Origin of the sequence: Agrobacterium tumefaciens str. B6, from assembly GCF_001541315.1 — a bacterium.
Classification (GTDB): Bacteria; Pseudomonadota; Alphaproteobacteria; order Rhizobiales; family Rhizobiaceae; genus Agrobacterium; species Agrobacterium radiobacter.
Genome location: NZ_LMVK01000006.1, coordinates 94,051 through 120,377, shown reverse-complemented (window position 1 = coordinate 120,377; position 26,327 = coordinate 94,051). Strand labels below are relative to the sequence as shown.

Genomic DNA, 26,327 nt, shown 5'->3' with positions numbered 1-26,327 from the left:
TCCGTTTCGGATGCAATCTCCGAGGCGGTTAGCGTGCATCCGTTATATGTCTGGCATCGGCATATCCCGGGTAGTGCGAGGCTTGCGCCGCATCCGACAATAAGACTGCGTCTCGTAATCATGGCGTTCACCTCAGGGGCAAAGTTCGGGAAATTTTTGACAGGCCTGATTATCCGAAGGTGGTTTTGGCACCGGATTCGGTGTGGGATTCGGGTTGGGATTGGGATTTGGCGTCGGATTCGGATTCGGAGTCGGGTTTGGATTTGGGTTTCCACCAGGCACCGAATTGAACTGAAAATTCTCAAATCTCTGCGTCATTTGAGAAAATGCAAGCTGCCAATCCGCATATCCATTCTGATGAACGGTCCGGCAAGTCAAAAAACTGCCCAACGGAAGTACATTTTCCCCGCCTATCATAACGTTATGAACAGGTCCAAGTTGTACTAGGGGTAGATAGCGACCTGTTCCACCAGTTTGTTGAAAAATTGCAAATAGTGCATGCTGCCCAAATGCAGATTGCAGTTGTGGCCCTCCCATCTGCAGTAAGGTGGCAATGTTTGCGCACGCATTCATGGCGGCTTGCGATCCCATTTGTTGCTGGGCGAGCGCCGGGGTCGAAATTAACGTCCAAAACATAAGAATATTTATGATTTTTGGGGTTTTGATACGCAATTAGAATCCCCCTCTAGATAAGGTCTCAAGAAGAGGAGCATGGTTGTATTCATTTTACAAGTACTAGTTGGATTTTGGGCAATCTCTTCGTCTAAATTTTTTGCCCTTATTTCCAGCCCCGCCATTGCACCCATCGCCCATGGAAATCGGCGCGGCCAATTTCCTGCTTCTCGCCGGTCGGCCAGATTTGCAGGGTAATGGCGGCACTGCCGGACGTCGTATCCGCCTCCATTTGCAGGCGGGCAAGCGGGGCCTCCAGCGTGGCACGGGTTCCGGCCTCGGCGATCAGTGCCTCGCCTGCCTGTTTCAAGGGATCGGGCAGATATTGCCAGGCGACGGTATGATAGACGACGTGGGCAGTACCCGGATATTGCCTGGCAAGGCGGCGTTTCAGCCAGTCTACGGCGTCGGCCTTTTCGACCTGCAGGCCGTTCTCCACCGCGATCCGCAACGCGGCGGCGATGCGCTCCAGACGGTCGGTCTGGTCGGCCCAGACATAGGACATCAGGCGCAGACGATCCTCGGCCGATGACGGATCGAGCGGGTTGAGATCGCAGCCGGCGCGCTCGATAACCTCGATCCGCCCATGGGGTGGGGTATTGCCGCGCCATTCTGGTGACAGGATAACATCGGATTGTTCGCCCCAGGTGAGTTTGCCGAGGTGATATTGGTAACGGTCGAATTGCAGGTTGAGGCCGGCGCTGGCTCCCACTTCGGAAAGCACCAGCGGTTTGCCGGTCAATTCCGCAATCGAAAGAAAGCCCGGCAGCAGCACGGCGGAACGGCGAACCTCGTTGGTCTGCGGTGGTGATTTCAACCTTTCAAGGATGAAGGCGGAATGAAAACGTAGGGCGCTGGCGCAAGCCTGCCAGAGAGCCTCCTCGTCTTCCGGCGGGATATCGACAAGCGGCGCGATCTTTTCCTTGATGGCAAGCGCATGCAGGGCGCCCGCCAACCGCAGGGGAACGGAATCGCCTGAGGGGCCGACATCGCCGGGCCAGGATAAAATCCGCTCGCCCACCTCCGTCTGGCGGTCGAGCCTTGCTGCCACCGCGCGGCATAGCCGTGCGGTAAAGGGCGAGCCAAGGCTGTTGCAGGCTCTTGCCTGCACGAGAAACGCATTCCTTACGGCGTCGTCATGCATGCGCTCTCTCCCTTGCGGTGGTTTCAGGCGTCTTGCGGCCTGTCCTCCGGGTTGAACTGGCTGATGGTGGTCCAGCGTGCGGTAAGCGCCGGTTTTTTCTCGTTTTCGATTTCCACCGTCACGTCATAAGTCGTCATCAGCATGGCGGCCCCGCGAAAACGCGCTTCCGCCAGCGTGAACCGGCCACGCACCCGCGCGCCGCTTTTGACCGGCGTGACGAAACGGATGGCATCGAAGCCGTAATTGATGCCCATGGTCTGTTCGCGAATGCGGGGCAGGGCATCGTAATTCAGGGCCGAAAGCAGGGAGAGCGTCAGGAAGCCATGGGCAATGGTGCCGCCGAAGGGGCTTTCCGCTTTGGCGCGTTCCGGGTCGGTGTGGATGAACTGTTCGTCCAGCGTCGCTTTTGCGAAGGCATCAATCATCGTCTGGTCAACGGTGATCCAGTTGGAAACGCCCATTTCCGCGCCGACGCGATCCTTCATTTCCGCCAGCGCAATTTCTTTTGTCATGTTACCTCGTCCGCATTGTTTCCCGCGACTTATACGGCTCGTGACGCGAAGGGATCAACTGCGCAGATAAAACACCACCGAACGGGCGGGCAGGAAGGCGGGATTGCCGAAATCCGTACCTATGGCGCGCCAGCCATCACCCGGCAGGGTGAAGGGAACGATCTCGCGGCCGCGATTGATAAGAACGGCAAGCTCGGTATCCTCGCCGGTCTCCCGGTCCGGGGTGGAAAGCAGCATGGCGAAGGCCTGCGCATCCGGTCTTTCCCAATCTGCTGTCGTCATCGGTTCTCCGGCGGGGGCAAGCCATGTCACATCGTCCCTGCCGGAAAAGAAGCCCGTCTCAGAAAACACGCCGAAACGTTTGCGCAATGCGGCAAGAAAGGCCGTGTGGTCGATCAGTTCGGGGACAAGCGATGACCAGTCGACCCAGTTGATCTCATTGTCCTGGCAATAGGCATTGTTGTTGCCCTGCTGGCTGCGGCCGCCCTCGTCGCCCGCCGTCAGCATCAAGGCGCCGCGGCTGACGAAAAGCGTGGAAAGCAGCGCTTTCACATCCGCAAGCCGGGCGGCGACAATGGCGGGGTCCTCGGTCAGGCCCTCAAAACCGTTGTTCCAGGAATGGTTGTCATTGTGGCCGTCGCGATTGCTCTCGCCGTTCCTTTCATTGTGCTTGCGTTCATGGCTGACTAGATCGAACAGGGTAAAACCGTCATGGGCGGCAAGGAAATTGACGCTGCGGCTTTTCGAGCGGCCATGGCGGGAAAAGATCGGCGATGAGCCGGATAGCGCATTGGCCAGCGCCCCGGTCGTGTCGGCATCACCACGCCAGAAACGGCGCATGTCGTCGCGGGCGCGATCGTTCCACTCGAGGAAGCTTTCAGGGAAATTGCCGAGCTGATATCCGCCGGGACCGATATCCCAGGGTTCGGCGATCAATATCCGGTCGTAAAGCGCCGGGTCCGAATGCATGGCGGCCAGCGTCTCGCTCGCCATGTCGAAGCCGGCGGTCGTTCTCCCGAGCACGGGCGCGAGATCGAAACGGAAGCCGTCCACACCGGCATTCAGAACAAAATGCCTGAGGGAATCGACGATGAGCTGGCGAATATAGGGATGGTCGCAGGCAACCGTGTTGCCGGTGCCGGTATCGTTGACCAGCACGCCCGGTTTTCCCTGTGGGTGGCGGAAGGCGGTGAGATTGTCGAGCCCGCGCAACGACAGGATCGAGCCCTCGATATCGCTTTCACCCGTATGGTTGAAGACGAGATCGAGAATGACGCTGATGCCTTCCGCATGCAGCGCCGCAACCGTATCTCGCAATTCCCGCACGCCGCCGGGGCAGAGGCGCGGATCGAGCGCCATGAAGCCGACGGGATTATAACCCCAGGCATTGGAAAGGCCGAGAGGCGGCAGGTGGCGCTCGTCGATCCAAGCGGTGATCGGCATCAATTCCACCGCATCGACGCCGATTTTTTTCAGGTGTGCGAGAATGGCGGGATGGGCAAGTGCTGCGACGGTGCCTCTGATGTCTTTCGGCACCTCGGGATGCAACTGCGTGAAGGATTTGACGGCAAGCTCATAAATCAGCCCGCCTTCGGCAAAAAGCGGCTGATGGCGCTTGACCGGCTCATATTGGGAAAGGACCGCCTTCGGCATGATCTCGCCGGTCTCCGCGCCAAAGGCGTAAAGCGCTGGATCGTGTCGGAAGGGGCGGTCGATCTCCGTGGCATAGGGATCGAGCAGCAGCTTTGCGGGATCGAACCAGAGGCCGTGTTCAGGAGCGTAAATGCCGTGAGCGCGAAAGCCGTATCGCGTGCCGAGGCCGACGTCGGCGACGATCAATCTGTGAATATCGTCTTCGCCGCGCACCATCGGCAGGCGCGCCGTTTCTTTTTCGCCGATTTTATCGAAAAGGCAGAGATCGATCTGGGAGGCATGCCGGGAATAGACCGTGAATTCCGTTCCGTTTTCCGTCTGGATTGCGCCTTTGGGGAAAACGGAAGTTGTCTGCATGATCAGTCTCTCCGGGGATGGTGTTTCTCTCCCAGAACGGAAAAGGGAGGCAAGGCCGAATGAGGGACGCTTTCAGTGCGTCCCTCATGAGCGGGCGACAAGCCCTTACGTAATAACGCTCGGCGCGTTGCGGCCGGTATGGGCCCTGATGCCGGCGATCGTATCGGCAACGGCAATCAGGTCGGAAAGCGCTTCCTGCGTTTCGATGCCATGACGGGCCGCATCCGCCTCGTAACGCTCGACATAAAGGCGAAGCGTCGCGCCCGCAGTACCGGTGCCGGAAAGGCGCAGCACGATGCGCGAACCGCCTTCGAAGAGGATGCGGATGCCCTGATTTTTGCTGACGGACTGATCGACCGGATCGTGATAGGCAAAATCATCCGCCGCCGCGACCTTCAGATTGCTGTAGCTGGTGCCGGGAAGCGTTGCGAGTTTTTCGCGCAGGGTGGCGACCAGCGTGTTCGCCGCATCCGAATCCACTTCCTCATAATCGTGGCGGGAATAATAGTTGCGGCCATATTCGGCCCAGTGCCTGGTGACGATGTCTTTCACGCTTTCCTTGCGCGCGGCGACGATGTTCAGCCAGTAGAGCACAGCCCAGAGGCCATCCTTTTCGCGCACATGGTTGGAGCCGGTGCCAAAGCTTTCTTCGCCGCAGATCGTTACCTTGCCGGCGTCCATGAGGTTGCCGAAGAATTTCCAGCCGGTCGGCGTCTCATACATGCCAAGGCCGAGCTTTTCGGCGACACGGTCGGCTGCCGCACTTGTCGGCATGGACCGGGCGATACCGGAAATGCCAGCGGCATAACCGGGGGCGAGTTTGGCATTGGCGGCGATGATGGCCAGACTGTCGGATGGGGTGACAAACATGCCCTTGCCGACGACCATGTTGCGGTCGCCATCGCCATCGGAAGCGGCGCCGAAATCGGGGCCTTCCGGGCTCATGACGTCGTCATAAAGCTCCTTGGCGTGGACAAGGTTCGGGTCGGGATGATGGCCGCCGAAATCCGGCAGCGGTGTGGCGTTGCGGACGGAACCCTTCGGTGCACCGAGGCGCTTTTCGATGATTTCCACGGCATAAGGGCCAGTAACGGCACTCATGGAATCAACCACGACCTTGAAGCCGCCGGCGATAAGCGTGCGGATGGCGTCGAAATCGAACAGCTCTTCCATCAGGGCGGCGTAGTCGGCAACCGGATCGATCACCTCGACCGTCAGCTCGTCCACCTTGAAGCTGCCGATCTTGTCTAGATCGATATCGGCGGCATCCGAGATTTTGTAGCTGTCGATGACTTTCGAGCGGGCATAGATAGCGTCCGTGATCTTCTCGGGTGCGGGACCACCATTACCGATATTGTATTTGATGCCGAAATCTTCGGTCGGACCGCCGGGATTATGGCTGGCGGAAAGCACGATGCCGCCGAAGGCCTTGTATTTGCGGATGACGTTGGAGGCGGCGGGTGTGGAGAGAATGCCGCCCTGACCGACCAGAACCTTGCCGAAACCGGCAGCGGCGGCCATCTTGATCGCCTTCTGGATGACTTCGCGGTTGTAATAACGGCCGTCGCCACCAATCACCAGCGTCTGGCCCTCAAAGCCTTCGAGCGCGTCGAAGATCGACTGGATGAAGTTCTCCGCGTAATTTTCCTGGGCGAAGACCGGCACCTTCTTACGCAGGCCGGATGTGCCCGGCTTCTGGTCCTGATAGGGCGTCGTCTTGATGGTCTTGATCATTGTTTCAATGGCCTTTCGAAATAAGCTGGCTGTAAAGCGCGGCGTAGAGACCGGCGCTCTTTTCCCAGGAAACATCGGATTTCATTCCGAGTTTCTGCATTTGTGTCCACAGTTTCGGGTCGTGATAATAACGGACGGTCCGGCGGATCGCCTGTTTCAGACCATCAAGCGTGACGGGTGAAAATTGCACGCCTGTCGCCGATTTATTGGCGATGGCGGCATGGTTGGCGTCGATCACCGTATCGGCAAGGCCGCCGGTGCGGGCGACGACCGGAATGCAGCCATAACGCAGCGCGTAAAGCTGGGTGAGGCCGCAGGGTTCGAAACGCGAGGGAATGATGATCGCGTCGCAGCCCGCCTGCATGAGATGCGACAGGGGTTCGTTGTAACCGATGGCAACGCCGACGCGGCCATGGTGCCGGGATGCCGCCGCCAGAAGCGCGCCTTCCAGCGCCACATCGCCCGCGCCAAGCACCACGAGACGGCCGCCGAGCGAAACGATCTCATCCACGGCTTCCGCCATGAGGTCGATGCCCTTCTGCCAGGTGAGGCGGGAGATGACGCAGAACAGCGGGCTGTCATCATCATCGATGCGGAAATGTTCGGCGACCGCCTTCTTGTTCAGCGCGCGGTTCTTGAGATTGGCGGCCGAATAATTGTCGTGGATCAGATGGTCCGTTGCCGGGTTCCAGACATCGGCATCGATGCCGTTGACGATGCCGTGCAGCACATGGGCGCGGCTGCCGATGACGCCGTGCAGGCCCATGCCGAATTGCGGGGTGAGGATCTCCTCGGCATAGGACGGGCTGACGGTGCTGAGCGCCGTTGCCGTCTGCAGGCCGCCCTTCAGGAAGCTCACATCATTATAATATTCGATGCCTTCCATGCCGAAGGAATGCGGTGGCAGCGCCAGTTTGCTGAAGATATTGGCGCCGAACTGGCCCTGAAAGGCGATGTTGTGGATGGTGAGAAGGCTCGGAATCTCAGGCGTTTCGGCATAACGCATATAGACCGGCGCCATGGCGGCCTGCCAGTCATGGGCATGCACGATATCCGGCCGCCAGCCGGGAAGCGCGCCGGCGGCAATACGGGCTGCCGCGAGCGACAGTGCCGCGAAGCGCTTCCAATTGTCTGGATAGTCCTTGCCGGTCTGGTCGAGATAGGGGCCGCCGGAGCGCTCGTAATAGGCGGGCGCATCGAGAATGAGGAGATCGAGCCCCTCATGCCGTACTTCGAGCACATCGGCTTTTTCGCCGAGCAGATCGGTAAATTCCAGACATTTGACGGGGTCCGTCACGGCGGCTTTCACCGCCGGATATCCGGGTATCAATGTCCGCGTCCTGACGCCAAGGGCCTCGAGCGCGATGGGGAGCGCGCCGGCAACGTCGGCGAGCCCTCCGGTCTTGATCAGGGGATAGACTTCGGATGAAACCGAAAGGACATTCATGGGCTCTACAGGTCCAGCTTGTCGATCATCGATTGGGTGATAAGGCAAATGCCGTTTTCAGTGCGGCGGAAACGTTTGGCATCCAGTTCTGGGTCTTCTCCTACAATCAGTCCTTCCGGAATGACCACTCCATGGTCGATGACGACATTGCTGAGCTGGGCATGACGCCCGATCTTCACACTCGGCAGTACTACGGCATTCTCAAGGCGGGAGTATGAATTGGCGCGCACGCCGGTAAACAGGAGGCTGCGGGTGAGGGCCGCACCGGAAATGATGCAGTCCCCGGAAACAACCGAAGACACGGCCGAACCGCGGCGGTTCTCATCATCATGCACGAATTTCGCCGGCGGGGTGATTTCCGCATAGGTCCAGATCGGCCAGGACTTGTCGTAGATATCGAGGTCAGGCACCACATCCGTGAGATCGATATTGGCCTGCCAGTAGGCATCGATGGTGCCCACGTCGCGCCAGTAAGGACCATGCTCGAAATCCGAGCGGACGCAGGAATCGGCGAAGCGGTGGGCGACGGCTTTGCCGTGCTTTACGATATAGGGAATGATGTCCTTGCCGAAGTCGCGGCTGGAGGTCGGATCGGCGGCGTCGCGGCGCAGCGCTTCCATCAGGAATTTCGTGTGGAAGACATAAATGCCCATGGAGGCAAGCGCGAAGCCTTCATTGCCGGGAATGCCTGGTGGATCGGCCGGCTTTTCGATGAAATCGATGATCTCGTCTTTTTCATTCACATGCATCACGCCGAAACCGGTCGCATCCATGCGCGGCACTTCAAGGCAGCCGATCGTCACGTCGGCGCCGGAATCGACATGCTGCTGCAGCATGTATTCGTAGTCCATCTTATAGATATGGTCGCCGGCGAGGATGACCATATATTCCGGCGCATAGGGCTCGATGATGTCGATATTCTGGTAAACCGCGTCGGCGGTGCCTTCATACCATTGCGTTTCGGAAACGCGCTGGGAGGCGGGAAGAATGTCGAAGCTCTCGTTCCGTTCAGGGCGGAAGAAGTCCCAGCCGCGCTGCAGGTGGCGAATGAGGGAGTGCGCCTTGTATTGCGTGGCGACGCCGATGCGGCGAATGCCGGAATTGAGCGCGTTGGAAAGCGCAAAATCGATGATACGCGCTTTGCCGCCGAAATAGACGGCGGGTTTTGCCCGGCGGTCCGTCAGCTCCTTCAGGCGGCTGCCTCTGCCGCCTGCGAGGACATAGGCCATTGCATCACGCGCCAAAGGCTGAACTCTTTTTTCCGACATGGTGTCCTCCCTCTCTGTCTGTCAGTTTTCCGGTTCGAGCATGATCGTGGCAAGCGGCGGCAGGACGAGCATCGCCCCGATATCGCCGCCGGCATCGACCGCCTGAACGCGTCCGCCATTTCCCTTGCCGCTGCCGCCATAAATTTCGGCATCGGTGTTGAGAATCTCCCGCCACCGCCCCGCCAGAGGCAGCGGCACATAATAATTTTCCCGATAGACCGGGGTGAGGTTGCAGATGACCGCCACCGGCTTTTCGCCGGGCGCCGTGCGCAGCCAGGCGAAGACGGAATTCTCGTGATCATCGACCACAAGCCAGCGGAAGCCGTCAGGTTCGCAGTCACGGGCGTGCAGGGCAGCTTTGGATCGATAGGTGAGGTTGAGATCGCGCACGAGGCGGCGCATGCCCTCATGCATCGGATATTGGCGCAGGTTCCAGTCGAGCGACCCCTTTTCGCTCCATTCGCTCCACTGTGCGAACTCCTGCCCCATGAACAGCAGCTTCTTGCCGGGATAACCCCACATGAAGCCGTAATAGGAGCGGAGATTGGCGAATTTCTGCCAGTCATCGCCGGACATCTTGGCGATCAGCGATCCCTTGCCGTGCACCACCTCGTCGTGGGAAAGCGGAAGCACGAAATTCTCGGTGAAGGCGTAAAGCAGGCCGAAGGTCAGTTCCTGATGGTGGAACTTGCGATGCACCGGCTCACGCGCGAAATAACTCAGCGTGTCGTGCATGAAGCCCATGTTCCATTTGAAGCCGAAACCGAGACCGCCCTCGTGGACGGGCTGGGACACTTTCGGCCACGAGGTGGATTCCTCCGCGATCGTCATGACGCCGGGATGGGTGCCGTAGACGAGCGAATTCATCTTCTGCAGGAAGCGGACGGATTCGAGATTTTCGCGTCCGCCATATTCATTGGGAATCCACTCGCCTTCCTTGCGGGAATAATCGAGATAGAGCATCGAGGCGACCGCATCGACGCGCAGGCCGTCGAGATGGAATTTCTCGGCCCAATAAAGCGCGTTGTTGATGAGGTAGGACATGACCTCGATACGGCCGAAATTGTAGATCGCCGTGTTCCAGTCGGGGTGAAAACCCTGACGCGGATCGGCGTGCTCGTAAAGCGCGGTGCCGTCGAACCAGCGCAACCCGTGCTCATCGGTCGGAAAATGCGCCGGAACCCAGTCGAGAAGAACGCCGATACCGACCTTGTGCGCGCCGTTGACGAAGCGGGCAAAGCCCTCGGGATCGCCGAAACGGGCGGATGGCGCATAAAGGCCGGTCGTCTGGTAACCCCAGGAGGGATCATAGGGATGTTCGGTGATGGGCAGGAATTCGATATGGGTGAAGCCCATATCCGTACAATAGGGAATGAGCTGGGCGGCGAGTTCATCCCAGCTGAGGAAGGTGCCGTCCTCGCGGCGCTGCCAGGAGCCGGCATGCACCTCATAGATGCTGATCGGTTGGCGGCGCTGGTCCACCTGCGCCCAATGTTCCCGGTGGGCCTGATCTTCCCATTTCTGCGTCAGTTCCGGCGCGGTGACGGAAGCGTTCTTCGGCCGCAATTCGGCGCGGCGGGCATAGGGATCGGCCTTTAGGGGGAGAAGCTCGCCATTGGCGCCGAGGACTTCGAACTTGTAGGCGCAGCCGGCATAGACGTCAGGCGCGAAGATTTCCCAGATGCCGGTATCCTTGCGGAAGCGCATCACATGCCGGCGGCCATCCCAATTGTTGAAATCGCCGACGACGGAAACACGCCGCGCATTGGGCGCCCACACGGCGAAGTGAAAACCTTCGACGCCTTCGAGTTTCAGCGGATGCGCGCCCATCCTGTCGAAGAGCCTGAGATGCGATCCTTCACGGACGAAATAATCGTCCATGGGGCCGAGAACAGGGCCGAAGCTGTAGGGGTCGGTCACCGCCCATTCGGCATCGTCGCGGCTGGCGCGGTACCGCACCGGCTGGCGCTTTGAAAGATCGATCCGGCCTTCGAAAAAACCATCAGGATCAAGCCGCTTCAATTCACCTACGAAATTTCCATCCAGCGTGAGGACGGAAACCTCCTCGGCGCCCGGAATGAAACAGCGGGCGGAAAACCCTTCCGGCGTCTCGTGAACGCCGAGAAGGGCAAAGGGATTGGAATGCAAACCGCTCTTGATCGCCTCGATTTCAGCCTTCGTGATTTCGCCAGTCTTTTTCTCTTCGGCCGAATTGAGCGGTTTTTTCATCAGGCTCTCCAGATCTCGGTGGCATATTGGCGGATCGTCCTGTCGGACGAGAACCAGCCCATACGCGCCGTGTTGCGCACTGCTTTGGTGTTCCAGCTATCCTGATCGCTCCAGATCGCGTCCACCTTGCGCTGTGCGTCGGCATAGGCGTCGAAATCGGCGGCGACCATGAACCAGTCGCTGTTGTATATGCCGTCGATGAGGGCGGAAAACCGCGAACGATCATCCGGTGAAAACACACCCGACGCGATGGACGACAGAGCCTGCGACAATTCCGCAGACCCTTCGATGATGGCACGCGGATTGTGGCCCTCGGCGCGAGCTCTGGCCACTTCTTCCGCCGTCATGCCGAAGATGACGATGTTCTCAGCGCCGACATGTTCGAGCATTTCCACATTCGCGCCATCGAGCGTGCCGATGGTCAGCGCACCGTTCAGCGCGAATTTCATGTTGCCGGTGCCGGAGGCTTCCATGCCGGCCGTCGAAATCTGTTCCGAAAGATCGGCGGCGGGAACCATGATTTCGGCAAGTGAGACGTTATAGTTCGGAACAAACACCACTTTGAGAAGCCCGCGCACGGCCGGATCGTTGTTGATGACCCGGGCAATATCGTTGGCAAGCTTGATGATCAGCTTCGCGTTGTGATAACTCGGCGCCGCCTTGCCTGCGAAGAACTTAACGCGCGGCACCCAATCCAGTTCCGGGTGGGAACGGATCTGGTCGTAAAGGGCGACAGTCTCAACAAGGTTCAGAAGCTGGCGCTTATATTCGTGGATGCGCTTGATCTGGATGTCGAACATGGCCGAGGGATCGACGCGGATGCCCATGCGCTGCGCCACCGTATTGGCAAGCCGCACCTTGTTCAGACGCTTCACCTCGGCGAATTTCTCGCGGAAACCGGCATCGTCGGCGAAACGGTCGAGTGCCGTCAGCTTTTCCGCATCATCGAGGAAATCGTCGCCGATCGCTTCCCTGATCAATCCGGTCAGACCGGGGTTGCACTGCATCAGCCAGCGGCGCGGCGTAATGCCGTTGGTCTTGTTGTTGATACGATCAGGATAGAGGCTGTGCAGGTCGGCAAAGACCGTTTCCTTCATCAGCTCGGTATGAAGGGCGGAAACGCCGTTGATGGAATGCGAGCCGATGAAGGCGAGGTTGCCCATGCGCACACGGCGCTCGCCGCCTTCATCGATGAGAGAGATGGAGCGGATCTGCTGATCCGCCATCTTCTTTTCCTTGCGGGCGAAGAGCAGCGTATTGGCGTTGATGGCGTAAACGATCTGCATGTGCCGGGGCAAAAGGCGCTCGAGCAGCGGCACCGGCCAGCTTTCCAGCGCGTCCGGCAGAAGCGTGTGGTTGGTGTAGGAGAAGGTGCCCTGTGTGATCTTCCAGGCTTCGTCGAATTCAAGGCCATGGACATCGCAGAGAAGGCGCATCATTTCGCAGATGGAAATGGCCGGATGCGTGTCGTTAAGCTGGATCGAAACCTTGTCGGGCAGCGAGGTGAAATCCGGGTACTGCTGCAGATGGCGGCGCAGAATGTCCTGCAGCGAAGCGGAGGAGAAGAAGAACTCCTGCCGCAGGCGCAGTTCCTGACCGGCCGGCGTCGCATCGGCGGGGTAGAGAACCCGCGTCAGGCTTTCCGCCTTGTTGCTTTCGCGCAATGCGCCGATATGGTCGCCGGCATTGAAGGCGGCCAGAAGAATGGGATCTATCGGCTGCGCCGACCACAGGCGAAGCGTGTTGACGCGGGTGCCGCGCCAGCCGACGACCGGCGTGTCGTAAGCCATGGCGATGACGCGTTCGGCCGGTTTCCAGACGAAGCGCTGCGGATCTTCATAACCGCCGATCGTCTCCACCGATCCGCCGACGCCGCTTTCATAGGAGCTTTCGCGGCGCTCGAATTCCCAGGGGTTGCCATGCGCCAGCCAGGTTTCCGGCAGTTCCACCTGCCATCCATCCGCCATCTGCTGGCGGAAGAGGCCGTGCACGTAACGGATGCCATAGCCATAGGCGGGAATATCGACGGTCGCCATGGATTCCATGAAACAGGCGGCGAGACGGCCAAGGCCGCCATTGCCAAGGGCTGCATCCGGCTCCAGACCGGCGATGACGTCAAGATCGACGCCGAGCGAGGACAGCGCATCGCGGATTTCGTGCATCAGGCCGATATTGGAGATGGCGTCGCGCATCAGGCGACCGATCAGGAATTCGAGCGACAGGTAATAAACGCGCTTGGAATTGTTGTGATAGGCCTTGCGGGTGGATTCCATCCATTTGTCGATGATGCGGTCGCGCACGACGAGGATGGTTGCGGTCAGCCAGTCGTGCGGCTTGGCAACCTTGACGTCCTTACCGATGCGGTAGGTGAGGCGTTCGATGATTTCCGACGCCATGATTTCCGGGTTGGAACTGCGCGGGGCGGGGCGGGGAAGATCGGCGGCGTTTAGATTATTGATCATTGGTCGGTCAGCACCTTGGTGGGAGGAGAGGGTCTGATGAGGTCGATCCGTGTTGCCTTTGCTGATGCCAGTTTATGCATCGATATGGAGGTGTGGCAACAGCATTTTTTGCGGAAAGTTGAACGGCTTAGGTTTATGAAAAATAAGAATTTTTCTTCCGCGTCCCAAGGATCGCCGAAGGCATTGCCGGCCCTTTATCCGCCGTTCCTGAAGAGGTTTGCGTGGTGGTCGCGATGCCGGGCATCGTTCAAAAAAGGGAGAGAGGCTGCAACACTTTTAAATGGTTCACCGGTCCTGAAATCTGTTTCGCTCTATTATCTTTACACACCAGACCGAAAACCGCGCATATGTTTCGGTCCGATGCTCTAAATCACACACTAGCCTTCGCGGCCGCAAAAATTCAATGAAAATAAATGGGTCGCCGCCACAGCCATGTTTGTCTCGCGTGGCGGCGGTGTGAAAACGGAGTAACACCGTCGTCGAAGACGATGTTTACGGCAGGAAAAAAGGCTCTGTCGTCATTTCCCCGGCGCGGATCGTCACGCGGGTATTCGGCGGAACGGCGCACCAGGGAGTGCAATCGAAGGAAAAGGGCTCCGAACTCAACGCGATGCCTTCTTCCAGACCGCGCCAGTAGAGCGTCGGCGGCTTGTCATCGCTCGACCAGCGGAAGGCGTGCAGGCAATCGCCGTCCATCAGCACGGCGCTGAAGCGCAGTGCGGAGGAAACGCCCGCCGCGACCATCTTTTCCTGACAGAGACGAAGGGCGGTGGAAATTGCGCGCACGGGATCGGCATCAAGGCCAAGGCCGGCGGCGATGAGGAATATTGCTTCGCTGTCGCCGGTGCCGCGTCGGGATGCATAGATATCATCGGGGATAAGGGAGTCGATGTCGCGCCTGATCTGCTCGTAGCCGCCGATCTGGCCGTTATGCATGAAGAGATATTGGCCATGGGCAAAGGGGTGGCAATTGGCGCGGGATACTTCGCCTGAGGTGGCGGAGCGGACATGGGCCATGAACATGCCCGAGCGAAGCTGGTGGCAGAGTGCAGCGAGATTGGCATCCGACCAGGCTGGCCTGGTATCACGAAAGACGCCGGGCGTTCCGCGTTCGCCATACCAGCCAAGGCCGCAACCATCGCCATTGACGACGGTTTTCGCTTCCCTTGCGGCCATGGACTGGCTGACCAGTGATGCTTCCGGCTCGATCAGCAGGCTGTCGAGCCAGACGGGTTTACCGGAATAGGCAAAGAGGCGGCACATTCATGCGGCTCTGTCGAAAGCCTTGTTTCCGAGCGCGAAGCCGACGGCGGCCTTCGCGTGAATGGCGGTCGAATCGTAACCGGGCAGCGGCAGGGCGTCGGGGTCGATCAGCAGCGAAATTTCGGTGCAGCCGAGAATGACGGAATCGACGCCGAGTGCGCGAGCCTTGTCGATGACCGCGAGATAGCGTTCACGCGAGCAGGACTTGATCTCGCCCTGGCAGAGTTCGCCGAAGATGATGTCGTGGATCGCAGCCCTGTCTTCCGCATCGGGCACGACCACGTCGACGCCGTGGCGGCGCATGCGGTCGGTGTAGAAGCCGTGCTCCATCGTGTAGCGGGTGGCGAGCAGAAGCGGCTTGCGGCGTCCATCCGCCTTCAGGGCTGCTGCGGTTTCATCGATGATGTCGATCAGCGCCACGCCGGACATTTTCGCTACGGTGTCAGCGACAAGATGCATGGTGTTGGTGCAGATCAGCACGCAATCGGCGCCCGCATTGGCAAGGCGTGCACCGGCAGCGCCCAGAAGTGCGCCTGCCTCATCCCAGCGATCGGCTTTCTGAAGGGCGACGACCTCGGAAAAATCGAGCGAATGCATGACGATATCGGCCGAGACCAGGCCGCCGCGGCTGTCGCGCACGGCCTCATTGATCATGCGGTAATAGGTTGCGGTAGATTCCCAGCTCATGCCGCCGATCAGGCCGATCCGTTTCATAAGAGTTCCCTTATCAAGTTTGATTGAAGACAAGAATGCCACCACCGAAACGAAAACGGCATGCGTTTTTTAGAGGATTGCGCGGCAAGTATGCAAATGTAACGCGCCATATTAGATAATATCGCAAATTTCTTGCGCTGTTGCGTTAACCGGTGCATTCTTAACGGATGATTGACGACCGTGACCGCCGAATCCTTGCGATTCTCCAGGAGAATGCCGAGACCCCACTCGCGGATATCGCAGAGGAGGTTTCCCTGTCGCTATCGGCCTGTTCGCGCCGCATCACGCGGCTGCGAACGGAAGGTTATGTGACGGGCACGATGGCGCTGCTGGACCGACGGAAGATCAACCTGCCGACCACGGTTTTTCTGCTGGTGAGAACGGGCCTGCATGCGGAGGACTGGCTGGACCGGTTCCATGCCGCCGTCAGCACCATACCTGAGATCGTCGAGGTTCACCGGCTGACCGGCAATTTCGACTATATTCTGAAGCTGGTGCTGCCGAATGTCGAATATTACGACACGGTCTATAAACAGATCCTGCGCCGCGTGCAGCTTTACGACATGTCCGCCTATATCTCCATGGAGACGGTTAAGCTGTCGTCTTCGCTGCCGACGACGCATATCTGAGGGCTTATCGAGCCTTATCAGCGCGCCGCCTTGAAACGGACGCCAAAGCGGAAGCCTCTAGTCTCGCCGGGTTGCAGGGTAATCGCATCCGCGAGTTCCTGGTGGTTGAAGGCGTTGGTTGGTGTTTCCACGGGTTCAAGCGCGATGGAGTGCCGCCTGTCGCGGGCGAGCGTATCGCCGGTGAAGACATGCATGTGCCCACGCTCCTGCCATACCGTCAGGCTCGAACCATCGTGCCGGTTTTCGAGCCTCGTCTCGTAAAGCCCGTTTTCGGATGCGACCAGATCGGTGAAGCAGACATCGAGTACATGGCCGGCCAGCGGCGCATAGAGAAAGCGGGTGTCGTCCCGTTTGACTATCCCGCCCTGTGGGTCGCGAAGGGGGATCAGGTCCTCGTCTGTTTCAATCGCCGTTCGCGAGGGCAGCGTGAGAAGAAGGTCGTCGATAGACGTTGTGCCGGGCAGGCGGAAATAGGGATGCCAGCCGGCGGCGAAAGGCAGGGGCCGGTCGTCGCGATTGATGCCGCGTATGTCGATGGTGACCTCATGGCCGGCGAAGCGATATTCCACCTCGATGGTGAGACGGTAGGGATAACCCTTGAAATCCGCAGGCAATATTTCAGTGCGGAAGATAAGGATGCGAGCGCCATTTTCCTCAAGAGATTGCGCGAGGGCGAAGGGCAGGGCTCTGGCAAATCCATGGAAGACGAGGGCTTCGTGGGCAAGCACCGGTTCAATGCGGTGCGCCTGCCCGCCAAAACTGAACTGGCCATCCGGGATGCGATTGGTGAAGGGTGCGAGAATGCCGTTTCTCACGCCGTTTTGCGATTGCAGTTCGGCGGGCGTCGAATATCCGTCGACAAGATCTTCGCCTTCTCCGCCATCGGCAGAGATCGGCCGCCAGCTCAGAAGCGTCGCGCCCTCAAAAGCGATTTCGGCAATGAAACCGTTTCCGGAAACGGTCAGACCGGCAATCCCCGTGCCTGTCGTGGAGGTAGTCATCGGGAAATTGTCCTTTGCATGCATGCGTCTGCGATGATCGGGGCAATTGCCATGCCGATTCGCCCGATCATCTTCGCTGAAGGACAATTTCGCAATGGCTCGTGGGGGCTGTATCAACAGGCTCCTGCCATTTCATGCCCATCGGGCAATCAGTCTGGAAAGGTGCGTTTCGCGCCGCTGAAAAACTCCATCAGTGCGGCCTGATCCTCTCCACCCAGCCCTGCCGCCGTCAGCATGCGGTGCACTTCGGCGCAAAGTGCCGTCAGCGGCATGGCCGTGTTGGTGCGCCGGGCGAGATCCTGCGCGCCGTTGAGGTCTTTCACCATATTGTCGATACGGCCGGTGCGGCGGTAATCCTTTGCCACGTAACGCGGCATATATTCCTGCAGGATGGCGCTATCGGCGCGGCCGCCCTTCAGCGCCTGCGGGATTTTGGCGGCATTGACGCCGGCATCCAGCGCAAGCTGTGTTGCTTCCGCCACCGCAAGGAAATTCAGCCCGCAGAGAACCTGATTGATGAGTTTCGTCGTCTGTCCCGCGCCGCAGGGTCCCATGTGGGTATAGTTGCTGGCCACATGCCGCAGCACGCGATGCGCATCGGCCACATCCTTTTCGCTGCCGCCGGCCATCAGCGTCAACTGGCCGACAAGCGCCTTGGGCGCACCGCCCGAAAGCGGGCTGTCCACCCAGCGCAGGCCCTTTTCCGCAGCATCGGCCGCTAGCTCCTTGGTCGCCTCCGGATCGATGGAGGACATGTCGATGATGAGTGTGCCGGGCTTTGCCCCCGCCGCCACGCCATCCTTGCCGAAGACGGCGATGCGAACGATTTTCGGGGAATTGAGGCTGAGGATCACCACATCGGAAACTGAAGCCGCTTCCGCCGCCGTGCCGGCGCTCTGCGCGCCGAGGCTCGTCAACGCCGCCACCTTTTCCGCATCCAGATCGAAAACCGTCAGCTGATTGCCGGTCTCGATGAGCCGTGTGCCGATCGCGCCGCCCATGGCGCCGGCGCCGATCAGCGCGACTTTGTTCTTCTCGGTCATGGTGTTCACGGCCTCCTCCCAAAGTGTCGTGGTGTCATCGGTTCAAAACCGGATGGCGGCCGCAGCCGGCCATCCGGTTTTGGTGTTTGTTAAAGCGAAGCGGTGATGCCGCCGTCGACGTAGAGAATATGTCCGTTCACGAAGGACGAGGCATCGGATGACAGGAAGATGCAGGCGCCGACAAGCTCTTCGACCTTGCCCCAGCGACCGGCCGGCGTGCGCTTTTCAAGCCATGCCGAAAAGGTGGGATCGGCAACCAGAGCCGCATTGAGCGGCGTATCGAAATAGCCGGGCGCAATGGCGTTGCATTGCAGGCCGTATTTGGCCCAGTCCGTCGCCATGCCTTTCGTCAGATTGCCGACGGCGCCCTTGGTGGCGGTGTAGGGCGCGATGCCGGGGCGGGCAAGGGCGGTCTGAACGCTGGCGATGTTGATGATCTTGCCACGGCCACGGCTGATCATATGGCGCGCGGCAGCCTGTCCGGCGTGGAACACCGAGGCGATGTTGGTCTGCAGCAGGCGCTCGAAGGCATCCGCCGGAAAATCCTCAAGCGGCGTGCGGTGCTGCATGCCGGCATTGTTGACGAGAATATCGATCGCGCCGACATCCGCTTCGAAACGGTCGATGGCTTCGCGCACCGCGCCATGATCGGTGGCGTCGAAGGCAAGTGTTTTCGCACCCTTGAGGCCAGCGGCGGCGGCCTTCAGCTTCGCTTCATCGCGCCCGTTCAGCACCACTTCCGCTCCGGCTTCCGCCAGCCCCTGCGCCAGCGCGAAGCCGATGCCCTGGGACGAACCCGTGATCAGGGCGCGGCGGCCGGAAAGATCGAACAAATTAAGGCCCACTGTTTCCTCCAGTCTCTCGACATTGCATTCATACCGGTTTATGTTATCGATAACATTCATCCCTTTCAGACGTGGATGTCAAGGCTTAAACGCCCGGTTTCGGTACGGATCGGGCGGGCGGGGAGGCTGCACGGCGTGCAAATGCACGGCAGGCGGCGGTGACAGGGATGCGGATTATTTGTCGTGCTGCTCAGGCGCGATGTCGAACGGGAGATATTTATGAGAGCGATTGTTGCCCATGGGGCCAAGGATGTGCGCATCGAGGAACGGCCCGAGGAAGCGCCGGGAGCGGGAGAAGTACGGCTTCGTCTGGTCCGGGGCGGAATTTGCGGCAGCGATCTGCATTATTACAATCACGGAGGCTTCGGCGCGGTGCGGCTTCGTGAGCCGATGGTGCTGGGCCATGAGGTCTCGGCCGTCATCGAAGAACTGGGCGAGGGCGTCGAAGGGCTGAAGGTCGGCGGTCTGGTCGCCGTTTCGCCGTCCCGTCCCTGCAGAACCTGCCGCTTCTGCCAGGAAGGACTGCACAACCAGTGCCTCAACATGCGCTTTTATGGCAGCGCCATGCCTTTCCCGCATATTCAGGGTGCTTTCCGTGAGGTTCTGGTGGCGGACGCCCTGCAATGCGTGCCGGCCGATGGCCTGAGCGCCGGCGAGGCCGCCATGGCCGAGCCGCTCGCGGTGACGCTGCATGCCACCCGCCGCGCCGGTGATTTGCTGGGAAAACGTGTGCTTGTCACGGGTTGTGGCCCGATCGGCATCCTCTCCATTCTGGCCGCGCGCCGTGCCGGCGCGGCTGAAATCGTCGCCACCGATCTTTCCGATTTCACGCTCGCCAAGGCGCGTGAGGCGGGTGCGGACCGTGTCATCAACAGCAAGGATGAACCCGACGCGCTTGCCGCTTATGGTGCGAACAAGGGAACTTTCGATGTTCTCTATGAATGCTCGGGTGCGGCGGTGGCGCTTGCCGGTGGTATTACGGCGCTTCGTCCGCGCGGCATCATCGTCCAGCTCGGTCTTGGCGGCGATATGAACCTGCCGATGATGGCGATCGCCGCCAAGGAACTGGATCTGCGCGGTTCTTTCCGCTTCCATGAGGAATTCGCCACTGGTGTGGAATTGATGCGCAAGGGCCTGATCGACGTCAAGCCGTTCATCACCCAGACCGTCGATCTCGACGACGCCATCTCGGCCTTCGAATTCGCCTCCGACCGCAGTCGCGCCATGAAGGTGCAGATCGCTTTTTCGTAAGCGCTTTTGCCGCACGGGGAATGTGCGGACGTTTCGATCGGCGGCGGATCTTTCCGCCGCCGATTTTTTATGGGTGGATTTTTGCCTGCGGCGGCCTGCAGCTATGTTATCGATATCATCAGCTGCTTTGGAGTGCGTTATTCCAGCTCAAGGCCGGAATGACGGAGAGAGGGTGACGAACCCGAGCAAACGCCCAGCCTGTCATAAAGCCCCAACACGACTGCCGCATATTTTGCCCTGGCTGCACCCACGAGCATCTTCACCGATGTCGTCTCTGCCCATTTGCACATTTTGACGCAGGTCAAAAAGGTGATTTGCCGCCTGTCTTTTTTTGCGTTATCGAAATTTCAGAAATTACTGAAAATTCAGGAAACAAAGAAATGCCAACCAATCTCTCCCCGCTCGTTCAGTCCTTCGTGCTGCATTTCGGTGAGATGGGCAGCCGCTGGGGCATTAACCGCACCGTTGGCCAAGTCTATGCTTTGCTTTACATTTCGCCGCAGCCGTTGTGTGCGGACGATATTGTGGAGGCGCTTGGCATTTCCCGTTCCAACGTGTCGATGAGCCTGAAGGAGCTGCAGGCGTGGAACCTTGCAATTCTCAAGCATTTTCCCGGCGACCGGCGCGATTTTTTCACGACGCCTGACGATGTCTGGCAAATTCTCCGCACCCTTGCCGAGGAGCGCAAGAAACGCGAGATCGATCCGACGCTCAGCGTGCTGCGTGAAATTCTGATGGAGACGCCGGAAAACGAAGATGAGCGGCATGCGCAAAAGCGCATCGACGAGATGAAGACGCTGATCGAGCAGCTCACCGGCTGGTATGACGATGTGAAGCGGCTGGAGACGGAAAGGCTGGCGTCGCTTCTCGCGCTCGGTTCGAAGGTCACGAAGCTGCTGGAGGCCAAGGACAAGATCGTCTCCCTTGCCAGACCCCGTGGCGCGAAGAAGGACGGGTGAGGAGAGCGGCCGTGAGCATGTCAGTGGAAATCCGCCATGGGGCCGATGGTGACGGGGCAGTCTGTCCCGCGCCGGCTGCAGTCTCGCCCGAGGCGATGCGTCGGCGCAAAGCGAACCGCAGAACCTCTCGCGACAAAGCCGATGGGCGGGCGAAAATGACACGCGCGCCGGTGGTGGGGAGATCCGTTGCCCTGCTGCATGTGCTGGCGGCTTTACTGTGGCTGCCGCAGGCGGCTTTGCTTGCCTTTTCCGTCGGAAGAATTGCCGATGGCGCGCCGATGATGGCGATCGTGCCGGCCGCCGCTGCGGTTCTCATCCTCGGCCTCGTCAAGGCGTGGCTGGAAAAGATGGCGGCGCGGCTGTCGTTTCGTGCCGCCCGCGCGGTGCTGTCGCAACGGCGGCTGGAAGCGCTGCAGGCTGTGGCGAAGGTTTCCCCGCTCGATCTGTCGCGCACCGCCTCGGGTGAGGCGGCGGGCGTCGTGGCTGAGGCGGCGGAAGCGCTGGTGCCCTATCTTTCCCGTTTCCAGCCGGCGCGGATGAAGGCCACCATCATTCCCCTGGTTTTCGTGCTGGCGATCCTGCCATTTACCTGGATCGCGGCGCTGGTGCTGCTGCTCGCCATGCCAACCATCCCGCTTTTCATGGCGCTCATCGGCTGGCAGGCGAAGGCCGCCAGTGAAAAGCAGCTTGCCGAGACGGGCAATATGAATGCCTTCCTGCTTGATCGCCTGCGCGGGCTGGAAACGATCCGCACGCTCGAAGCCGTCGATCTGACGGCGGAGCGTCTCAGCGCCGATGCGCAGAACCTCAAGAAGCGGACGATGGCGGTGCTCAGGATCGCCTTTCTCTCCTCTGCGGTGCTGGAGCTTTTCGCAGCGCTCGGCGTTGCCATGACCGCCGTCTATATCGGTTTTCATCTGCTCGGTTTTCTGGATTTCGGCGCCTGGGGCCACAAGCTGACGCTAGCCGAAGGTCTCTTCATCCTGCTTCTGGCGCCGGCCTTTTTCGAGCCGCTGCGGGAACTCTCCGCCGTCTGGCACGACCGCGCGGCCGGCGAAGCGGCGCTTGATGCGCTCGGCAAACTGACGGCTGGTGGTGCGGCCATCGCGGGAGAGGGTGCGGATGTGGCGTCTGTCCCATCCCCGACGCCCGGCCTCTTGGAGATCGACAATCTTTCCTTTGCTTATCCGAACGCCCGGTCTGTCATCCAAAATCTCAACCTGACGGTTCAACAGGGTGAGCGAGTTGCGATTCTCGGGCCTTCCGGTTGTGGCAAATCCACTGTACTCTCCTTGATTGCCGGGTTGGCCGAGGCTGGAGAGGGTTCGATCAGGATCGGCGGCGTAAAGCTCGACAATGCGACGGCCGATGGGCTGCGCAGGACGATCGGCTGGGTCAGCCAGAAGCCGTTCTTTTTTGCCGGTTCGCTGAAGGCGAATATTCGTTTCGGTCGTTCCGGTGTCAGTGATGGCATGGTGGAAGAGACGCTGCGCCGCACAGGGCTCGATGAATTGACGCATGCACGCCGGCATCTGCAGATCGGTGATGGCGGATATGGCATTTCAGGCGGGGAGGCGGTGCGGCTTGCCATTGCGCGCGCTTTCGCAGACCCCGCCACGCAGCTTGTTCTGGCCGATGAGCCGACAGCCCATCTCGACCGGGAAACGGCTGCTCTCGTCACGGATAACCTGCTGCAACTGGCAAATGGCAGGACATTGATCGTCGCGACCCATGATCCGGTGCTTGCGGCGCGCATGGACAGGATCGTGGATATGACGGCGATCCATTCGAGGGGGCAGCCATGATCGCGCGTTTTGCGATATTGAGACCCGTTATCGCCCTGTTCTGGTCGGCGCGGCGCGGCATGCTGCTGGCGGGCGCGGGTCTGGCGGTAACGACGGTGCTGGCGGGCATTGGCCTTCTCGGCGTTTCCGGTTGGTTTATCACCGCAACGGCGATTGCCGGTCTTCTGCCCGCAACGGCCTATGCCTTCGATGCCTTTGCCCCTTCGGCCGCCATTCGTCTTCTGGCGCTGGCGCGCACCGCCGCCCGCTATGGCGAGCGCATGACCACCCATGAAGCCACGCTTTCCGTGCTTGCAGCCCTTCGGGAAAAGCTGTTTCGCGGTTTTGCCGCGCCGCAGGCCGCGAAATCCCTGGAGGCAAGGCCTGCCCGCCTGCTGAACCGGCTGACAGCGGATATCGACGCGCTGGATTCGCTTTATCTGCGCGTGCTGGTTCCCGCTGCCGTGGCGATCCTCGCAGCGATCGCAACAGGCTTCGGGCTTGGTTTTCTCCATCCGATGGCCGGCATTCTGGCGGCAGCTTTCCTGATCGTGGCGGGGCTTGGAATTTCGGCGCGCTCCGCCTTGCGGGCGGAAACATTCTCGCGCCGCCGGGCAATCGGGCTTGAAGCGCTTCGGGCCCGCACGGCCGACCTCGTGAGCGGACAGACGGAGCTCTTGACCACCGGCCGCCTTTCCGCGCAGGTCGCGGCGGTGAAACGGGCGGATGATTACCTCTCTGCCTGCGACGATAACCTGAACCGTATAGAGACCAATGCCGGTTTTTCCTTCGGAGTTGTAGCGGCCGTTCTTTTGAGCGCAGCCCTTCTCGGCATGGCCTGGCTTGCGGAACAGGGGGCGGTGAGCGCGCCTGCTGCGGCGCTCGGGCTGCTCGTCTGTTTTGCTGCGCTGGAGCCTTTCACGGCGCTGCGTCGTGGGGCGATGGAACTTGGGCGTACGCTATTCTCCGCACGGCGCATCGCGCCGCGTCTCTCGGCAACGGTTGAGGGTCGCTGTCCCGTCTTGCCGGTCAGCGGGATGGCGGCAAAACTCGAAGATGTGCGTCTGGAGCGGGAGGGGAACGACAATCCGGTCCTGACGAATATCAACCTTGCAATCGCTGCGGGGGAGAGGTTTGCGATCGTCGGCCCGAGCGGCGCGGGCAAGACGAGCCTCATCCAGCTTCTGGCGGGTGAATTGCGGCCGGCTGCGGGCACGGTCAGCGCGCTGCCGTCCACTCTCATGACGCAACGCAGCCAGCTTTTCCGCGACAGCATCGCCGACAATCTGCGGCTGGCGAAACCCGCCGCAACCGCGGATGAATTGTGGGATGCGCTGACGGCGGCAGGCCTGGCCGAACACGTCAAATCCCTGGCCGCCGGGCTGGAGACAAGGCTTGGCGAGGCGGGCCAGGGGCTTTCCGGCGGCCAGTCGCGCCGGCTGGCGCTCGCCCGTTTCCTGCTCGCCGACCGGCCGCTCTGGCTTCTCGACGAGGTGACGGAGGGGCTCGACGGCGAGACTGCCCGCGACGTCCTCACCCGGCTGTTTGCCAGGGCGCAGGGAAAGACTGTCGTGATGATCACCCATAATCGCCGCGAGGCGGAATTTGCCGAGCGCATCATCGTGCTGAAAGAGGGGCGTCAATTTGATGAATGTCAAAGCGGCGCCCCGGAATACGGCGTAGTGCTGAAGACACTGCGCCCGGACTGAGATTTTTTGAGAGCCGGCGTCGTCTTTGAAATGGAAGGCCGGCCTTCCGGAAAAGGTGGGTAAGACTATGGAACTCGACATAGTGGCGCTGTCGCGCCTGCAATTTGCGGTGACGGCTTTGTATCACTTTCTGTTCGTTCCCCTGACGATCGGACTGTCGGTGGTGATCGCCATCATGGAAACGGTCTATGTCATGACCGGCCGCACGATCTGGCGGCAGATGACGAAATTCTGGGGCACGTTGTTCGGCATCAACTTCGTGCTTGGCGTTTCCACCGGCATCGTCATGGAATTCCAGTTCGGCATGAACTGGAGCTACTACAGCCACTATGTCGGCGATATTTTCGGTGCGCCGCTGGCGATCGAGGGCATGATGGCCTTCTTCCTGGAAGCCACCTTCGTCGGGCTGTTCTTTTTCGGCTGGGATAAATTGTCGAAACTCGGCCATCTCGTCGCGACATGGTGCGTGGCGCTCGGCTCGAATTTTTCGGCGCTATGGATATTGATCGCCAATGGCTGGATGCAGAACCCCACGGGCTCTGCCTTCAATCCCCAGACCATGCGCATGGAAGTGACTGACTTCTTCGAGGTCCTGTTCAACCCGGTGGCGCAGGCGAAGTTCGTTCACACGGTTTCCGCCGGTTACGTGACGGCCTCCATCTTCGTGCTCGGTGTTTCGGCCTGGTATGTGCTGAAAGGCCGCCATGTCGATTTGGCCAAGCGTTCGATGACGGTCGCCGCTTCCTTCGGTCTCGCATCGGCGCTGTCGGTCGTCGTGCTGGGTGATGAAAGCGGTTATCTCTCGACCGAACACCAGAAGATGAAACTCGCTTCCATCGAGGCCATGTGGGAAACGGAGCCCGCCCCGGCACCCTTCACGGTCATCGGTTTTCCCGATCAGGAAGCGCGCGAGACGCATTTTGCCGTGAAGATCCCGTGGGTGATGGGTCTTATCGGCACCCGCTCGCTCGATACGCAAATTCCGGGCATCAACGATCTGGTGGAGCAGGCCAAGACCCGCATCCGCGACGGCATCAAGGCCTATGACGCGCTGACGCAGATACGCGCCACCGGCAAAGGCGCGCAACTGCCCGAAGAGGTGCGCGGCACCTTTGCGGAACTCGGCCACGAGCTTGGTTATGCCCTGCTGCTGAAACGATATGTCGATGATCCGCGCCAGGCGAGCGAAGAGCAGATTGCGAAAGCTGCGGCGGATACCATTCCGCATGTGCCGACACTGTTCTGGGCGTTCCGCATCATGGTCGGCCTTGGCATGTTCTTCATCCTTCTGACGGCGACGTTCTTTTATCTTTCGGCCCGCCGCCGGCTGGATCACTATCCGTTGCTGCTGAAAGTGGCGGTCTTCGCCATTCCGCTGCCGTGGATCGCGGCGGAGATGGGCTGGGTCGTGGCCGAATTCGGCCGCCAGCCATGGATCATCGAGGGCGTGTTGCCAACAGCGGCGGCCGTCTCCAGCCTCAGCGCCTCCACGGTACTCATCACGCTCCTGTGTTTCATCGCCATCTACACGGTGCTGTTCATCATCGAGATGGGGCTGATGCTGAAGGCGATCCGCAAGGGGCCTGATCCGGACCGTGAGCCGGAAGCGCCGCTCGTTCCTGAAAAACTCGTCGCTGCGGAGTAAACGATC

The 26,327-nt window shown here is 60.1% G+C and carries 20 protein-coding genes; 6 read left to right on the top strand and 14 right to left on the bottom strand.

Features of this window, described 5'->3' with window-relative positions; genetic code table 11:
- Positions 1-132 precede the first annotated feature (132 nt).
- The 11 genes from ASB65_RS28485 to ASB65_RS06995 all read right to left on the bottom strand — a co-directional run bounded on the left by ASB65_RS28485 (position 133) and on the right by ASB65_RS06995 (position 15,455).
- Positions 133-672, bottom strand: coding sequence for a hypothetical protein (locus ASB65_RS28485; RefSeq protein ID WP_153463805.1), 540 nt, complete (start codon positions 670-672; stop codon positions 133-135).
- Positions 673-778: 106 nt separating this feature from the next.
- Positions 779-1,816 (bottom strand): DUF2332 domain-containing protein, encoded by a 1,038-nt coding sequence (locus ASB65_RS07040; protein ID WP_060723441.1) that lies wholly within the window; start codon positions 1,814-1,816, stop codon positions 779-781.
- Between the two features lie 23 nt (positions 1,817-1,839).
- A complete protein-coding gene (locus tag ASB65_RS07035; protein ID WP_060723440.1) occupies positions 1,840-2,328 on the bottom strand; it encodes a MaoC family dehydratase in 489 nt (162 codons plus the stop codon).
- 54 nt (positions 2,329-2,382) lie between these two features.
- Positions 2,383-4,338, bottom strand: a complete 1,956-nt coding sequence (glgX, locus tag ASB65_RS07030) for a glycogen debranching protein GlgX (RefSeq protein WP_060723439.1) — start codon at positions 4,336-4,338, stop codon at positions 2,383-2,385.
- Positions 4,339-4,443: 105 nt separating this feature from the next.
- Entirely contained in the window at positions 4,444-6,072 is a 1,629-nt protein-coding gene (locus ASB65_RS07025; protein WP_060723438.1) for an alpha-D-glucose phosphate-specific phosphoglucomutase, read from the bottom strand.
- A gap of 4 nt (positions 6,073-6,076) precedes the next feature.
- Positions 6,077-7,519: a glycogen synthase GlgA gene (gene glgA / locus ASB65_RS07020; protein WP_060723437.1), complete on the bottom strand. Its 1,443-nt coding sequence runs from the start codon at positions 7,517-7,519 to the stop codon at positions 6,077-6,079.
- A gap of 5 nt (positions 7,520-7,524) precedes the next feature.
- Positions 7,525-8,787 (bottom strand): glucose-1-phosphate adenylyltransferase, encoded by a 1,263-nt coding sequence (gene glgC / locus ASB65_RS07015; protein WP_003508574.1) that lies wholly within the window; start codon positions 8,785-8,787, stop codon positions 7,525-7,527.
- Positions 8,788-8,808: 21 nt separating this feature from the next.
- The gene (gene glgB, locus ASB65_RS07010) at positions 8,809-11,016 is read right to left on the bottom strand and encodes a 1,4-alpha-glucan branching protein GlgB (protein WP_003508576.1); all 2,208 of its coding nucleotides are present in this window, start codon (positions 11,014-11,016) and stop codon (positions 8,809-8,811) included.
- Entirely contained in the window at positions 11,016-13,478 is a 2,463-nt protein-coding gene (locus ASB65_RS07005; protein ID WP_081088406.1) for a glycogen/starch/alpha-glucan phosphorylase, read from the bottom strand. The genes glgB and ASB65_RS07005 overlap by 1 nt, the downstream gene beginning before the upstream one ends.
- A gap of 492 nt (positions 13,479-13,970) precedes the next feature.
- Complete coding sequence (locus ASB65_RS07000) at positions 13,971-14,741, bottom strand: class II glutamine amidotransferase (RefSeq protein ID WP_003508580.1); 771 nt, start codon at positions 14,739-14,741, stop codon at positions 13,971-13,973.
- Entirely contained in the window at positions 14,742-15,455 is a 714-nt protein-coding gene (locus ASB65_RS06995; RefSeq protein ID WP_003508582.1) for an aspartate/glutamate racemase family protein, read from the bottom strand.
- Positions 15,456-15,622: 167 nt separating this feature from the next.
- Here ASB65_RS06995 and ASB65_RS06990 point away from each other — a divergent pair, with 167 nt between their 5' ends.
- The gene (locus ASB65_RS06990) at positions 15,623-16,084 is read left to right on the top strand and encodes an Lrp/AsnC family transcriptional regulator (RefSeq protein WP_003508584.1); all 462 of its coding nucleotides are present in this window, start codon (positions 15,623-15,625) and stop codon (positions 16,082-16,084) included.
- 17 nt (positions 16,085-16,101) lie between these two features.
- Here the strand turns inward: ASB65_RS06990 and ASB65_RS06985 are convergent, their stop codons facing one another.
- From ASB65_RS06985 to ASB65_RS06975, 3 genes are all read right to left on the bottom strand, one after another.
- Positions 16,102-17,085, bottom strand: coding sequence for an aldose 1-epimerase (locus ASB65_RS06985; protein ID WP_060723453.1), 984 nt, complete (start codon positions 17,083-17,085; stop codon positions 16,102-16,104).
- Positions 17,086-17,234: 149 nt separating this feature from the next.
- Positions 17,235-18,128, bottom strand: coding sequence for an NAD(P)-dependent oxidoreductase (locus ASB65_RS06980; protein WP_035213322.1), 894 nt, complete (start codon positions 18,126-18,128; stop codon positions 17,235-17,237).
- A gap of 89 nt (positions 18,129-18,217) precedes the next feature.
- Positions 18,218-18,973, bottom strand: a complete 756-nt coding sequence (locus tag ASB65_RS06975) for an SDR family oxidoreductase (protein ID WP_060723452.1) — start codon at positions 18,971-18,973, stop codon at positions 18,218-18,220.
- A 219-nt stretch (positions 18,974-19,192) separates the two neighbouring features.
- Here ASB65_RS06975 and ASB65_RS06970 point away from each other — a divergent pair, with 219 nt between their 5' ends.
- The 5 genes from ASB65_RS06970 (at position 19,193) to ASB65_RS06950 (ending at position 26,321) form a co-directional block, all read left to right on the top strand.
- Positions 19,193-20,224 carry an L-idonate 5-dehydrogenase gene (locus ASB65_RS06970; RefSeq protein WP_060723436.1) on the top strand — a complete coding sequence of 344 codons (1,032 nt, stop codon included), beginning with the start codon at positions 19,193-19,195 and terminating at the stop codon, positions 20,222-20,224.
- Positions 20,225-20,604: 380 nt separating this feature from the next.
- Positions 20,605-21,183, top strand: a complete 579-nt coding sequence (locus tag ASB65_RS06965) for a GbsR/MarR family transcriptional regulator (protein WP_003508593.1) — start codon at positions 20,605-20,607, stop codon at positions 21,181-21,183.
- Positions 21,184-21,278: 95 nt separating this feature from the next.
- Entirely contained in the window at positions 21,279-22,988 is a 1,710-nt protein-coding gene (gene cydD / locus ASB65_RS06960; RefSeq protein ID WP_376905228.1) for a thiol reductant ABC exporter subunit CydD, read from the top strand.
- Complete coding sequence (gene cydC, locus ASB65_RS06955; RefSeq protein ID WP_060723434.1) at positions 22,985-24,676, top strand: thiol reductant ABC exporter subunit CydC; 1,692 nt, start codon at positions 22,985-22,987, stop codon at positions 24,674-24,676. The genes cydD and cydC overlap by 4 nt, the downstream gene beginning before the upstream one ends.
- A 67-nt stretch (positions 24,677-24,743) precedes the next feature.
- A complete protein-coding gene (locus ASB65_RS06950) occupies positions 24,744-26,321 on the top strand; it encodes a cytochrome ubiquinol oxidase subunit I (RefSeq protein ID WP_060723433.1) in 1,578 nt (525 codons plus the stop codon).
- Positions 26,322-26,327: the final 6 nt, after the last annotated feature.

Bases quoted from the DNA above. Each gene is read 5' to 3' on its own strand.
- ASB65_RS07040 (WP_060723441.1), bottom strand. From the start codon at position 1,816: ATGCATGACGACGCCGTAAGGAATGCGTTTCTCGTGCAGGCAAGAGCC.
- ASB65_RS07035 (WP_060723440.1), bottom strand. From the start codon at position 2,328: ATGACAAAAGAAATTGCGCTGGCGGAAATGAAGGATCGCGTCGGCGCG.
- glgX (WP_060723439.1), bottom strand. From the start codon at position 4,338: ATGCAGACAACTTCCGTTTTCCCCAAAGGCGCAATCCAGACGGAAAAC.
- ASB65_RS07025 (WP_060723438.1), bottom strand. From the start codon at position 6,072: ATGATCAAGACCATCAAGACGACGCCCTATCAGGACCAGAAGCCGGGC.
- glgA (WP_060723437.1), bottom strand. From the start codon at position 7,519: ATGAATGTCCTTTCGGTTTCATCCGAAGTCTATCCCCTGATCAAGACC.
- glgC (WP_003508574.1), bottom strand. From the start codon at position 8,787: ATGTCGGAAAAAAGAGTTCAGCCTTTGGCGCGTGATGCAATGGCCTAT.
- glgB (WP_003508576.1), bottom strand. From the start codon at position 11,016: ATGAAAAAACCGCTCAATTCGGCCGAAGAGAAAAAGACTGGCGAAATC.
- ASB65_RS07005 (WP_081088406.1), bottom strand. From the start codon at position 13,478: ATGATCAATAATCTAAACGCCGCCGATCTTCCCCGCCCCGCCCCGCGC.
- ASB65_RS07000 (WP_003508580.1), bottom strand. From the start codon at position 14,741: ATGTGCCGCCTCTTTGCCTATTCCGGTAAACCCGTCTGGCTCGACAGC.
- ASB65_RS06995 (WP_003508582.1), bottom strand. From the start codon at position 15,455: ATGAAACGGATCGGCCTGATCGGCGGCATGAGCTGGGAATCTACCGCA.
- ASB65_RS06990 (WP_003508584.1), top strand. From the start codon at position 15,623: ATGATTGACGACCGTGACCGCCGAATCCTTGCGATTCTCCAGGAGAAT.
- ASB65_RS06985 (WP_060723453.1), bottom strand. From the start codon at position 17,085: ATGACTACCTCCACGACAGGCACGGGGATTGCCGGTCTGACCGTTTCC.
- ASB65_RS06980 (WP_035213322.1), bottom strand. From the start codon at position 18,128: ATGACCGAGAAGAACAAAGTCGCGCTGATCGGCGCCGGCGCCATGGGC.
- ASB65_RS06970 (WP_060723436.1), top strand. From the start codon at position 19,193: ATGAGAGCGATTGTTGCCCATGGGGCCAAGGATGTGCGCATCGAGGAA.
- ASB65_RS06965 (WP_003508593.1), top strand. From the start codon at position 20,605: ATGCCAACCAATCTCTCCCCGCTCGTTCAGTCCTTCGTGCTGCATTTC.
- cydD (WP_376905228.1), top strand. From the start codon at position 21,279: ATGCGTCGGCGCAAAGCGAACCGCAGAACCTCTCGCGACAAAGCCGAT.
- cydC (WP_060723434.1), top strand. From the start codon at position 22,985: ATGATCGCGCGTTTTGCGATATTGAGACCCGTTATCGCCCTGTTCTGG.
- ASB65_RS06950 (WP_060723433.1), top strand. From the start codon at position 24,744: ATGGAACTCGACATAGTGGCGCTGTCGCGCCTGCAATTTGCGGTGACG.